The following is an 11855-nucleotide window of genomic DNA, read 5'->3' on the forward strand; positions in this document are numbered from 1 at the left end:
GTCTCAGCGCTGCGCGGGCGTGCGCCTCAGCGCGCACCAGGCGCCGACCGCGACCGGCGCGCCGAGGGTCGCGGCCGAGACCAGGTCCCAGACGCCGTCGCCCAGCAGCGCCGCCACCAGGCCGACCACGGTAAGCACGGCCAGCAGCACGGGAATGGCCCAGATTTGGGTGCGGGTGCGGATCATCGGGCTTCCTTCGATCGGGCCAGCGCCGGCGCTTCCCGGACCGCCGGTGACGTCTGGGCGACGGTCTTGCTCTTGCGGCTGCGCTTGAGCCACAAATAGAGGCCGCTGCCGAGGATGATGATGGTGCCGATGTCGAGCAGCGCCCACAGCAGCTTCATGGCCTGGCCGCCGTAGTCGCCGAAGTGCAGCGGCTGCGACAGCAGCAGCGCGGTGAGGTACCAGGGCAGCTCGCGGCGGTCGGTGATCTCGCCGGTGCCGGCGTCGATCAGCACCGGCTTGTACAGGCGCGAGCTGAAGGCTTCATCGCCGCGCATGAAGATGCCGTAGTGGTGCGGGCTGGCGAACGGAGTGCCGGGGAAGGCAACGAAGGCGACCTTCATGCCGGGTTCCGCGCTTTCTGCGCGCAGGATGGCCTCGTGGATCGAGGCCATCTTCTCGACCTTCGGCTGGCCTTCATAGGGCTTGAGCATCTCGGCGATCTCGGTGTTCTGCCAGTATTTAAGCAGCAGGTCGGCCCAGGTGTTGACCATGCCGGTGGCGCCCACCACGAAGACCCAGACCAGGGTCACGATGCCGAGCAGGTTGTGCAGGTCGAGCCACTTGATGACATTGCTGCGCTCGTGGCGCACGGCGCCGAAGTCGAGCTTGCGCATGAAGGGCGCGTACAGCACCACCCCGCTCACCACGGCCACGATCAGTAGCAGGCCCATGAAACCGAGGAACAGTTTGCCGTACAGGCCCGCGAACAGGTCGACGTGCAGGCGGAACATGGTGGACATGAAGACGCCGCCCTCGAAGGCCGGCTCGGTGATCACCTTGGTCGTGCGGGCGTCGACCGCGATCGGCTTGTAGTGCTCGTCGTTCGGATGGTCGCCCAGGGTGACGTTCCAGATTGCCGGTTCGTCCGCTTCTTGCGAGATGTACATCGCCATCTTGTTGGGATAGAGCGCCTGGGCCGAGGCCAGCACGGCGTCGATGTTCCCGCGCGGGGTGTCGGGCGCCATGCTCGGTGCTTCGACGTCGGTGCCGAGCAGGTGGCCGATTTCGTGGTGGTAGATCAGCGGCAGGCCGGTGAGGCACAGCAGCAGCATGAAGACGGTGCAGACCAGGCTGCTCCATTTATGGATCCAGCTCCAGCGGCGTAAAGAGACGGGGGACATGGGCAGTGGGATGGCTTCGTTCGCCAAATAATAATCGTTCTCATTTACAGAAGCAAGCCAAAGCGGATAGAATGACAATCATTCTCATTAAGAAAAACCGATTCCGAAGATGAAACTGCTCCGCCTGACCCCGATCGCCCTCGCCGCCGCTGCCTTTGCCGCGCAAGCCCAGGACACCGCACCGACCGAACCGGTCGCCACCGTCGTCGTCACCGCCTCCGCCGACGCCTCGGCCCAGGGCCTGCCCTCCGCCTACGCCGGCGGCCAGGTCGCGCGCGGCGGCCGCCTCGGCCTGCTGGGCAACGTGGACATCATGGACACGCCCTTCAACACCACCAACTACACGCTCGGCATCATCCAGGAGCAGCAGGCGCGCAGCGTCGCCGACGTGGTGCAGAACGACTCGGCCGTGCGTTCGGCGCGCGGCTTCGGCAATTACCAGGAGCTGTACATGATCCGCGGCTTCCCGGTGTATTCGGACGACATGGCCTACAACGGCCTGTATGGCCTGCTGCCGCGCCAGTACATCGCCTCGGAACTCCTGGAACGCGTCGAAGTGCTGCGCGGCGCGAACAGCTTCATCACCGGCGCGCCGCCCAGCAGCGGCGGGATCGGCGGCGCCATCAACCTGCTGCCCAAGCGCGCCGCCAACCGGCCGCTGACGCAGGTGACGGCGGGCGTGGAGAGCGGCGGCCAGCGCTACCTGGCGACGGACGTCTCGCGCCGCTTCGGCAGTGAGAACCGCTTGGGCGTGCGGGTCAATGCGGTGCGCCGCGACGGCGATACGGCGGTGGACCGCGAGAGCCGCGAACTGAGCCTGTATGCGGTCGGCCTGGACTACCGCGGCAAGGGCTACCGCCTCTCGGCCGACATCGGCCACCAGGACCACCAGCTGCGCGGCGCCCGTCCGAGCGTGACCGTGAGCGAGCCGCTGCCGATCATCGCGGCCCCCGACAGCGACAGCAACTACGCCCAGCCCTGGACCTTCTCGGGCGAACGCGACACCTTCGGCACCCTGCGCGCGGAAGCCGACCTGCCGGGCGGCGCCACTGCATGGGCCGCCCTCGGCATGCGCAAGGGGGTGGAAGACAACGTGATCTCTTCGCCCACCGTCACCGCGCTGAACGGCAACACCACCATGACGCGCTTCGACAACGTGCGCGAGGACGACGTGCGCACCGGCGAAGTCGGCGTACGCACCGAGTTGAAGACGGGCGCGGTATCGCACAAGCTGAGCACCACCGCCTCGAGCTTCCACGCCGAGTCGAAGAACGCCTACGCCATGAGCGACTTTGCGGGCTTCCCGTCCAACCTGTACCGTCCGGTCGACGTGGCCGCGCCGTCGAACGCCTTCTTCACGGGCGGTAAACTGGACAATCCGCTGCTGACCCAGAAGACGATCGCCTCGAGCCTGGCGATCGCCGACACCCTCGGCTTCCTGGACGAGCGCGTGCTGGTGACGGTGGGTGCGCGCTACCAGAAGCTCAAGGACTACGGCTACGACTACGGCACCGGGGCGCCAAACGCCGCTTATGAGGAAGGCGAACTGACGCCCGCCTTCGGCATCGTATACAAGCCCGCCAAGGGCGTGTCGGTCTATGCCAACTACGCCGAAGCCCTGCAGAAGGGACCGGTGGCGAATGGCGTCAACATCATCAACCAGGGTGAGATCTTCCCACCCTTCGTCTCGCGCCAGAAGGAAGCGGGCGTCAAGTACGACGGCGGCAAGCTGGGCATGAGCGCGGCGGTCTTCACCACCTCGCGCCCGAGCGGCGCAGTGGTCGGCAACCGCTTCGGCATCTACGGCGCGCAGCGCAACCGTGGCGTGGAACTGAACGTGTACGGAATGCCGATGCAGGGCCTGCGCGTGCTGGGCGGCCTAACCCTGCTGGATGCGGAAGAGCTGGGGAGCGGCAAGGACGTCATTGGCGTGCCGAAGACCCAGTTGAACATGGGCGCCACCTGGGACGTGCCGGGCGTGCAAGGCCTGTCGCTGAATGCCCGCGTGCTCTACACCTCGAAGGTGGTCGCCAATGCGGCCAACACCCAGCAGCTGCCGTCCTGGAACCGCCTCGATCTCGGCGCCAACTACAATCTGCGCGTGATGGAGCGCGACGTCACCCTGCGCGCCCGCATCGAGAACCTCACCGACAAGAACTACTGGGCCTCGGCGGGCGGTTATCCGGGCTACGGCTACCTGGTGCAGGGCAATCCGCGCAGCCTGGCGGTCTCGGCGACCGTCGACTTCTGACCGCTCTTATCCGCGCCCGCCTCAGTGCGGGCGCACGTCCTGCTTGAGCGCCGCCAGCGCCATCTTCTCGACCAGGCCAGGGGCCAGCAATTTCAGGAAGCGCCCCACTTTTCCTTTTGCCGTCATCACCACCTCGCGCTTGCGGCCGTCCATGCCGGCGATGATCAGGCGCGCGCATTCTTCCACGCTCATCGCGCCCTCTTCCTTCAGGGCGCTCGATCCCATTGTATTGCCCTCGGCATTGAAACCGCGGTAGCGGATCTGGGTGGCCACCACGCCCGGATACGCCGTGGTGACGCTCACGCCATAGCCCTTCATCTCCGCGCGCAAGGCTTCGAAGAAACCGGTCATCGCGAACTTGGTGGCGCTGTAGGCGGTCCGTCCCGGCACGCCAACCAGGCCGGCCAGCGAGGACACCGCGACGATCTTGCCCTGCGTGGCCTTCAGCGCCGGCAGTGCGGCCTGGGTGCACCAGACGGCGCCCCACAGGTTCACGCGCATCAGCTCTTCGTACCAGGACAAGTCTTCGACTTCTTCGAACAGCGCGTGCGCCGAGCGGCCCGCGTTGTTGACCAGGACGTCGATGCGCCCGAACTGCTCGACCGCGCTCACCACCAGCCGCCGGCACTGGATCTGGATCCCGACGTCGGTCGGGACCGTGAGCGTGCGGGCGCCGTGGACCGCGCATTCGGCGGCCACCGCGTCCAGCTGGGCCGCATTGCGCGCGGCCAGCACCAGCGCCACGTTTGCGCCCTCCTTCGCCGCCAGCTGGCGGGCCATCTCGGCGCCGATGCCGTCCGAGGCGCCGGTAATGACGACGACCCGCATCAGCGCAGGATCTCCGGCTGCTGCGACTTCACGATCTGCAGCGCGCTGGAGATCACGCTGCTCATGTCGCCCATATTGGCCGGCACGATCAGCGAGTTGTTTGTCTTGGCCAGCTTGCCGAAGGCGTCGACGTAGTGCTCGGCCACGCGCAGGTTCACCGCATCCATGCCGCCCGGCTCGCGGATCGCAGCGCCCACCTGGCGCACCGCCGCCGCGCTTGCATCGGCCAGCGCGACGATGGCGCTCGCTTCGCCCTGGGCGCGGTTGATCGCGGCCTGGCGCTCGCCTTCCGAGCGGGCGATGGAGGCTTCGCGTTCGCCGCTGGCGATGTTGATCTGCTCCTGGCGGCGGCCTTCCGAGGCGGCGATCAGCGCACGCTTCTCGCGCTCGGCGGTGATCTGGCGCTGCATCGCGTGCAGGATCTCGGCCGGCGGCGTCAAGTCCTTGATCTCGTAGCGCAGCACCTTGACGCCCCAGTTGGCGGCCGACTCGTCGATCGCGTTGACGATGGTGGTGTTGATGTGGTCGCGCTCCTCGAAGGTTTTATCCAGCTCCATCTTGCCGATCACCGAACGCAGTGTGGTCTGGGCCAGCTGGGTGATCGCCTGGATGTAGTTCGACGAGCCGTAGGACGCGCGCATCGCGTCGGTCACCTGGAAGTACAGGATGCCGTCGACCTGCAGCTGGGTGTTGTCCTTGGTGATGCAGACCTGCGGCGGCACGTCGAGCGGGATCTCCTTCAGGCTGTGTTTGTAGGCGATCCGGTCGATGAAGGGCACCACGATGTTCAGGCCGGGCGCCAGCACGGCGTGGAACTTGCCGAGGCGTTCGACCACCACCGCATGCTGCTGCGGCACCACGTTGATCGTCTTGAAGATGAATACCAGCGCGATGATGAAAATGACCAGCGCGACCGTACCAAACGAGAATTCCATGAGCATCCCTTATAAATGATGGGTCAACGATGAGTTGATCTTATGAATTAGAAACAATCAGGCGATTGCCGAGCACTTCGACGATGCGGAAATCGCCCGACTCCGGCAGTGCGCCCGGACCCAGCTCGACGTCCCACAGCGCGCCGCGGTACATCACGCGCGCCCGGCGGTCCTGCCACTGCGGCACCACCACGCGCTGGCCGATGTCGAGGTTGACGTTGCTGTCGCGCGTGGGTTCGGAACGCGCCGGCCGGCCGAAGCGGCTGCGGTGCAGGACCGCGGTGGCGACCAGGCCGACCGCGGCGGCGACCAGGGTCTGCACCGGCCCGCTCGCACCCGACAAGGCGGCCAGCGCGCCGGCGCTCAGGCCGATCGCGATCATCAGGAGATAAAAGGTGCCGGTGAACAGCTCGGCGATCACGAGGATGCCGGCCACTACCAGCCAACTCATCCAGTCAGTCATTGGCGTCTCCTAGAGTGGGTCAAAAAAGTAAAAAACCCCCGCGACCTGCAACAGGCGGCGAGGGCTGACGAGCGGCGGTGATGTCGATGCGCTTGATTATTGTGTGCTTTCTGGCAAAGAGTTTGTCGATCTCAGTGTAGCAGGTCCAGCCAGGATTGGAAGGGCCTGCGGCCTTGTTTATCGCAGGCGCATAGGCCGCCCACATCGCGTCCTTATGCGATGCTTAAACCGGTGTCGGTGCGCACGAAGGCCGTCAACTCCCGCATCGCGCAGGCGTTAAGTCGGTGAGCGACTTCCTCACACTGGATTCAACACCGGAGAAACGTCATGAAATCGACATTGAAACTCGCGAGCGCCGTGCTGCTGATGGCGTCCAGCGCCGCCTTCGCCGCCCCCCAGACCGCTGCGCACCCCAGCTCCCAGCCTGTCGCCCAGGCCGCAGTGCAATCGCTGGCGCCCGCCACCAAGGCCGGCGTGAAGGCTGAAAAGCAGCAGATCAGTAAGGAAGAAAAGACCGCGCTGGCGAGCTGCAAGAGCATGAAGGGCGCTGCGAAATCGGACTGCAAAAAGGAGGCCATCGCCAAAGCCTCGACCGCCCGGGCCCATATGAAGGCCAGCAAGCACGCTTGAAGCGGCACGAAAAAACCCCGCTGCCGGAGCGGCAAGCGGGGTTACATGGTCGGCGTGGGCGCGCTTACTTGGCGGCCAGCTTCTGCCAGGTCTCGATCACCGAGTCCGGGTTGAGCGACATCGATTCGATGCCCTCACCCACCAGCCACTGGGCGAAGTCCGGGTTGTCCGACGGACCCTGGCCACAGATGCCGATGTACTTGCCCTGTGCGCGGCAGGCCTTGATCGCCAGCGACAGCATGGCTTTCACGGCCGGATCGCGTTCGTCGAAGTCCTTGGCCAGCAGCTCCATGCCGGAGTCGCGGTCCAGGCCCAGGGTCAGCTGGGTCAGGTCGTTCGAACCGATCGAGAAGCCGTCGAAGTACTGCAGGAACTGCTCGGCCAGGATGGCGTTGGACGGCACTTCGCACATCATGATGACGCGCAGGCCGTTCTCGCCGCGCTTCAGGCCATACTTGGCCAGCAGGTCGATGACCTTCTCGGCCTGGCCCAGGGTGCGCACGAAGGGAATCATCAGCTCGACGTTGGTCAGGCCCATGTCTTCGCGCACGCGCTTCATTGCCAGGCATTCCATCTCGAAGGACTCTGCGAAGTCCTCGGCCAGGTAGCGCGCGGCGCCGCGGAAGCCCAGCATCGGGTTCTCTTCGTCCGGCTCGTAGCGCGAACCGCCGATCAGCTTCTTGTACTCGTTCGACTTGAAGTCGGACAGGCGCACGATCACCGGCTTCGGCCAGAAGGCCGCGGCGATGGTGGCCACGCCCTCGGCCAGCTTGTCGACGTAGAAGGCGCGCGGCGAGGCATGGCCGCGGGCGACCGATTCGACCGCCTTTTTCAGGTCCGCATCGATGTTCGGGTACTCGAGGATGGCCTTCGGGTGCACGCCGATGTTGTTGTTGATGATGAACTCGAGACGCGCCAGGCCCACACCGCCGTTCGGCACCGACTGGAAGTCGAAGGCCAGCTGCGGATTGCCGACGTTGAGCATGATCTTGGTCGGGATCGGCGGCAGCTCGCCGCGCGCGACTTCGGTGATCTCGGTTTCCAGCAGGCCGTCGTAGATCTTGCCTTCGTCGCCTTCGGCGCAGGAGACCGTGACGAAGGTGCCGTCCTTCAGCGTTTCGGTGGCGTCGCCGCAGCCGACGACCGCCGGCACGCCCAGTTCGCGCGCAATGATCGCCGCGTGGCAGGTACGGCCGCCGCGGTTGGTGACGATGGCGGAAGCGCGCTTCATCACCGGCTCCCAGTTCGGGTCGGTCATGTCGGCGACCAGCACGTCGCCCGGCTGCACGCGTTCCATCTCGCTCGGATCCTGGATCACGCGCACGGGACCGGCGCCGATTTTCTGGCCGATCGCGCGGCCGGAGGTCAACACGGTGCCGGTGCCCTTCAGGCTGAAGCGCTGCTGGGCGTCGGTGGCCTTCTGCTGCGACTTCACGGTTTCCGGACGCGCCTGCAGGATGTACAGCTTGCCGTCGCGCCCGTCCTTGCCCCACTCGATGTCCATCGGACGGCCGTAGTGGTTCTCGATGATGACGGCGTACTTCGCCAGCTCGACGACTTCGGCGTCGGTGAGCGAATAGCGGTTGCGCATTTCGATCGGCACGTCGACGGTCTTCACCGAGCGGCCGGCCTTGGCTTCGCTGGTGAACTCCATCTTGATCAGCTTCGAGCCGATGTTGCGGCGGATGACCGGGAGCTTGCCCTGGGCGAGCATCGGCTTGTGGACGTAGAACTCGTCCGGGTTCACGGCGCCCTGCACCACGGTCTCGCCCAGGCCATAGCTGGAGGTGACGAAGACCACGTCCTTGAAGCCCGATTCGGTATCGATGGTGAACATCACGCCCGCTGCGCCGGTGTCGGAGCGCACCATGCGCTGCACGCCGGCGGACAGCGCCACCTCGGCGTGGGTGAAGCCCTTGTGCACGCGGTAGGAGATCGCGCGGTCGTTGTAGAGCGAGGCGAAGACGTGCTTCATCGCTTCCAGGACGTTGTCGATGCCGACCACGTTCAGGAAGGATTCCTGCTGGCCTGCGAACGAGGCGTCCGGCAGGTCTTCGGCGGTGGCCGAGGAGCGCACGGCGAACGAGACTTCGGTCTCGGAGCCGGCGACCAGGCGCTCGTAGAAGGCGCGGATTTCCTGCTCCAGGCGCGGCTGGAACGGGGTGTCGACGATCCACTGGCGGATCTCGGCGCCGGCCGCTGCCAGCGAACGGACATCGTCGACGTCCAGGCCTTCGAGGCGGGTCGCGATGCGCTGGCCCAGGGATGGGCCCCCAATGCTATGGTCGAGGAAGTCGCGGAAGGCGTCAGCCGTGGTGGCAAAGCCGCCAGGGACGCGCACGCCGGCGTTGGCCAGCTGCGAGATCATTTCGCCGAGCGACGCGTTCTTGCCGCCGACCGACTCGACGTCGCTCATGCGCAGGTTTTCGAACGAGGCGACGTAGACGCGTGAGGCTTGGTCAGGCTCCTTCAATGCTGCTACAGACAGGTTAGTCATGGTAAAACACCCTTACTTGATGATAGAAACCGTTTGGCGCATTTCACAATCAGCTGGGCGACGGGGTATTCTTGTTATTCTGGCCGTCGTGCAGCACAATGCAGACCCGTTGCCGAGCATTTTACCCCGTGACCGGCAGACCATGCTGCAACTTTGGCAGCAAGACTTAGCATTTCGACACCATGACCGAAGAAACCAGCGCACCCGCCACTCCCTCCTCCCGCACCGTGTTCTTCGTCTCGGACGGCACCGGCATCACGGCGGAGACCTTCGGTCACGCGGTGCTGAGCCAGTTCGAGATGCGCTTCCGCCAGATCCGCCTGCCCTTCATCGACTCGATCGAGAAGGCACACGAGGCGGCGCGCCGGATCAACGACAGCTTCGCGCGCGACGGTCAACGGCCGATCGTGTTCTCCACGCTGGTGAAACACGACCTGTCGAGCGTGATCCGGGCGGCCAAGGGCATGCACATGGACCTGTTCCAGACCTTCGTCTCGCCGCTCGAGCAGGAACTGGGCGTGAAGTCGACGCACACGATCGGGCGCATCCACAATGCAGTGGACACCGAGGAATACAAGAACAGGATCGAAGCGATCAACTTTTCGCTGGCACATGACGACGGTCAGTCGCACAAGAACCTTGCCGAGGCCGATGTGATCCTGGTGGGCGTCTCGCGCTCGGGCAAGACCCCGACCAGCCTCTACCTGGCGATGCAGTACGGCCTGAAGGCCGCGAACTATCCGCTGATCCCCGACGACTTCGAGCGCGGCAAGCTGCCCTCTTCGCTGCCGCCCTTCAAATCGAAGCTGTTCGGCCTGACGATCACGCCGGAGCGCCTGTCCCAGATCCGGAACGAACGCCGCGCCGGCAGCAAGTACGCCTCGATCGAAAATTGCCGCTACGAAGTGAACGAAGCCGAATCGATGATGAAGCGGGAAGGCATCCGCTGGCTGTCCTCGACCACCAAGTCGATCGAAGAAATCGCCACCACCATCCTCCAAGAAATCAAACCCGACCGCAGAGAGTATTAAACCGCGGGGTCAGAGTCGAATTGTTGGGCAATTCCCAAAAATTGCCTGCAATTCGACTCTGACCCTCATTTCTTTGGCTCAAGCTTATTCAAACACAATTAGGGTCAGAGTCGAATTATTGGGAAATTTTCGAAAGTTTCTCAACAATTTGACTCTGACCCTAATTAATTCCATCCTCCAAGAAATCAAACCCGACCGCAGAGAGTATTAAACCGCGGGGTCAGAGTCGAATTGTTGGGCAATTCCCCAAAATTGCCTGCAATTCGACTCTGACCCTCATTTCTTTGGCTCAAGCTTATTCAAACACAATTAGGGTCAGAGTCGAATTATTGGGAAATTTTCGAAAGTTTCTCAACAATTTGACTCTGACCCTAATTAATTTGATAGCCGTTGGAATCGGATCGCGGTCCTCTCGACAATACATTTTGCAGATCAATTGACTTGGCTATCGATCGTCGAATTCCCAATGCGTAGCCCACAAAATAAATGAGGGTCAGAGTCGAATTACCGAGCAACTTTCAAAAGTTGTCAAACAATTCGACTCTGACCCCAATTTGATTTTGGGTACAGGGTGTGGAAGCAATTAGGGTCGGAGTCGAATTGCGGGAAATTCTGGGGAATTGCTCGGTAATTCGACTCTGACCCCAATGGGTTAGAAGAAGTGGCGCCAGTCTTCGAGCCAGCCGGGGAAGGCGGCGGCTTCCATGGGGTTGGCGATGTGGTAGCCCTGGGCGTAGGTGCAGCCGAGGTTTTGCAGAAAGTCCCAGTCCTGGCGGGTTTCGACGCCGACTGCCACCGACATGCGGTCGAGGCTGTGGGCGAGGCCGAGGCAGGAGCGCAGCACCGTGCCTAGGGGGCGGCGTTTGGAGGCGCCGTCGACGAAGCTGCGGTCGATCTTCAGTTCGGTGAAGGGGATGCGGGCCAGCAGTTGCAGGTTGGAGCGGCCGGTGCCGTAGTCGTCGATGGCGAGGCCGAAGCCCATCATGCGCAGGCGGACCAGGCGTTCGATGAATTCGGGGTCGGTGTTCAGGACCGAGGATTCCGGCATCTCGAAGGTCAGGTATTCCGGCAGGATGCGGTGGCGGCCGATGCAGGCGGTGATCTGGCGCACGAAAGACGGATGGGCCAGGGTCTCGGGCGCGAGGTTGATCGACATCGGAACCGGAATGCCCTGGTCCTGCAGCCAGCGGCAGCGCTCGGCCGACAGCTCGATCATGCTCCAGTCGAGGAAGTCGACCCGGTTGTTCTGCTCCAGGGCGTCGATGAAGGCGCCGGGCCCGAGTACACCGTGTTCGGGATGGCGCCAGCGGGCGAAGGCCTCCAGGCCTTTCACCTGGCCGGTGGCGAGCTCGATCTTCGGCTGGAAGAAGGGCTCGAACTGGCGCTTCTGCAAGCCGATGCCGATCTCCTGGAAGCTGAAGCGCGGGCCCGCGGGCCGTTCGCTGCTGCGCACCGGCGGGGTGTAGTTGTCGAGCAGGGGCTTGAGCTTGGCGGCGGTCACCGGCTTGCCGATGCTGCCGAGCAGGTCGACGCCGTAGGCCTGCGCCAGGGTCTCGACCGAGAACAGCAGGCTGGCGGGCTGGGCGCCGGTGACGATCAGGCGCACGCCCTCGCCCAGCGTGCCGAGGTTGCGGATCAGTTCCAGTCCGTCCATGCCGGGCAGCGCGAGGTCGACGATCGCCACGTCGACCTTCGGCGTGAAGCCGGCTTCCAGGCGCTGCAGGGCCAGGTGGCCGTCGGGCACGTCGGTGACGCGGCTCGCTCCCAATTGGCCGAGCGCCTCCACCAGCGTCCTGCGCTGGGCGGCGTCGGCTTCCGCCACCAGGAAGTGCAAATGCGCGATGTCCATCTCTACTCCAGTCTGTCAGACGCAG

At 64.3% G+C, this 11855-nt stretch carries 10 protein-coding genes; 3 read left to right on the plus strand and 7 right to left on the minus strand.

Going from position 1 to position 11855, the window contains the following annotated elements; genetic code table 11:
• Positions 1–3 precede the first annotated feature (3 nt).
• Together GV068_RS10015 and GV068_RS10020 are read right to left on the minus strand one after the other, a co-directional pair.
• Complete coding sequence (locus tag GV068_RS10015) at positions 4–186, minus strand: hypothetical protein (protein WP_159697181.1); 183 nt, start codon at positions 184–186, stop codon at positions 4–6.
• Entirely contained in the window at positions 183–1346 is a 1164-nt protein-coding gene (locus tag GV068_RS10020) for a PepSY domain-containing protein (RefSeq protein ID WP_159697182.1), read from the minus strand. The genes GV068_RS10015 and GV068_RS10020 overlap by 4 nt, the downstream gene beginning before the upstream one ends.
• Before the next feature lie 109 nt (positions 1347–1455).
• On the opposite strand from GV068_RS10020, the gene GV068_RS10025 reads away from it, so the two are divergent.
• Positions 1456–3597 (plus strand): TonB-dependent siderophore receptor, encoded by a 2142-nt coding sequence (locus tag GV068_RS10025; protein WP_159697183.1) that lies wholly within the window; start codon positions 1456–1458, stop codon positions 3595–3597.
• A gap of 21 nt (positions 3598–3618) precedes the next feature.
• Here GV068_RS10025 and GV068_RS10030 read toward each other — a convergent pair whose 3' ends face one another.
• From GV068_RS10030 to GV068_RS10040, 3 genes are read right to left on the minus strand one after another with little or no spacing between them, the layout of a single operon-like run.
• On the minus strand, positions 3619–4425 hold the full coding sequence (locus GV068_RS10030; protein WP_159697184.1) for an SDR family oxidoreductase: 807 nt from the start codon (positions 4423–4425) through the stop codon (positions 3619–3621).
• On the minus strand, positions 4425–5360 hold the full coding sequence (locus GV068_RS10035; RefSeq protein ID WP_159697185.1) for an SPFH domain-containing protein: 936 nt from the start codon (positions 5358–5360) through the stop codon (positions 4425–4427). Before GV068_RS10035 ends, GV068_RS10030 begins: the two co-directional genes overlap by 1 nt.
• Positions 5361–5400: 40 nt before the next feature.
• A complete protein-coding gene (locus tag GV068_RS10040) occupies positions 5401–5823 on the minus strand; it encodes an NfeD family protein (RefSeq protein WP_159697186.1) in 423 nt (140 codons plus the stop codon).
• 327 nt (positions 5824–6150) lie between these two features.
• On the opposite strand from GV068_RS10040, the gene GV068_RS10045 reads away from it, so the two are divergent.
• The gene (locus tag GV068_RS10045; protein WP_159697187.1) at positions 6151–6453 is read left to right on the plus strand and encodes a hypothetical protein; all 303 of its coding nucleotides are present in this window, start codon (positions 6151–6153) and stop codon (positions 6451–6453) included.
• Positions 6454–6517: 64 nt separating this feature from the next.
• Here the strand turns inward: GV068_RS10045 and ppsA are convergent, their stop codons facing one another.
• Positions 6518–8950, minus strand: a complete 2433-nt coding sequence (gene ppsA / locus GV068_RS10050) for a phosphoenolpyruvate synthase (protein WP_159697188.1) — start codon at positions 8948–8950, stop codon at positions 6518–6520.
• A 182-nt stretch (positions 8951–9132) separates the two neighbouring features.
• On the opposite strand from ppsA, the gene GV068_RS10055 reads away from it, so the two are divergent.
• Positions 9133–9981, plus strand: a complete 849-nt coding sequence (locus GV068_RS10055) for a pyruvate, water dikinase regulatory protein (RefSeq protein ID WP_201303271.1) — start codon at positions 9133–9135, stop codon at positions 9979–9981.
• Positions 9982–10633: 652 nt separating this feature from the next.
• On the opposite strand, the gene GV068_RS10060 is transcribed toward GV068_RS10055, so the two are convergent.
• Positions 10634–11830 (minus strand): EAL domain-containing protein, encoded by a 1197-nt coding sequence (locus tag GV068_RS10060; RefSeq protein ID WP_159697189.1) that lies wholly within the window; start codon positions 11828–11830, stop codon positions 10634–10636.
• Between the last annotated feature and the right edge of the window lie 25 nt (positions 11831–11855).

This window comes from Massilia sp. 9I (genome assembly GCF_902506415.1).
Taxonomy (GTDB): Bacteria; Pseudomonadota; Gammaproteobacteria; order Burkholderiales; family Burkholderiaceae_D; genus Telluria.

Excerpts from the sequence above, each read along its gene's own strand:
- GV068_RS10030 (WP_159697184.1), bottom strand. The coding sequence starts at position 4,425 with ATGCGGGTCGTCGTCATTACCGGCGCCTCGGACGGCATCGGCGCCGAG.
- GV068_RS10035 (WP_159697185.1), bottom strand. The coding sequence starts at position 5,360 with ATGGAATTCTCGTTTGGTACGGTCGCGCTGGTCATTTTCATCATCGCG.
- GV068_RS10020 (WP_159697182.1), bottom strand. The coding sequence starts at position 1,346 with ATGTCCCCCGTCTCTTTACGCCGCTGGAGCTGGATCCATAAATGGAGC.
- GV068_RS10055 (WP_201303271.1), top strand. The coding sequence starts at position 9,133 with ATGACCGAAGAAACCAGCGCACCCGCCACTCCCTCCTCCCGCACCGTG.
- GV068_RS10045 (WP_159697187.1), top strand. The coding sequence starts at position 6,151 with ATGAAATCGACATTGAAACTCGCGAGCGCCGTGCTGCTGATGGCGTCC.
- GV068_RS10015 (WP_159697181.1), bottom strand. The coding sequence starts at position 186 with ATGATCCGCACCCGCACCCAAATCTGGGCCATTCCCGTGCTGCTGGCC.
- GV068_RS10060 (WP_159697189.1), bottom strand. The coding sequence starts at position 11,830 with ATGGACATCGCGCATTTGCACTTCCTGGTGGCGGAAGCCGACGCCGCC.
- GV068_RS10025 (WP_159697183.1), top strand. The coding sequence starts at position 1,456 with ATGAAACTGCTCCGCCTGACCCCGATCGCCCTCGCCGCCGCTGCCTTT.
- ppsA (WP_159697188.1), bottom strand. The coding sequence starts at position 8,950 with ATGACTAACCTGTCTGTAGCAGCATTGAAGGAGCCTGACCAAGCCTCA.
- GV068_RS10040 (WP_159697186.1), bottom strand. The coding sequence starts at position 5,823 with ATGACTGACTGGATGAGTTGGCTGGTAGTGGCCGGCATCCTCGTGATC.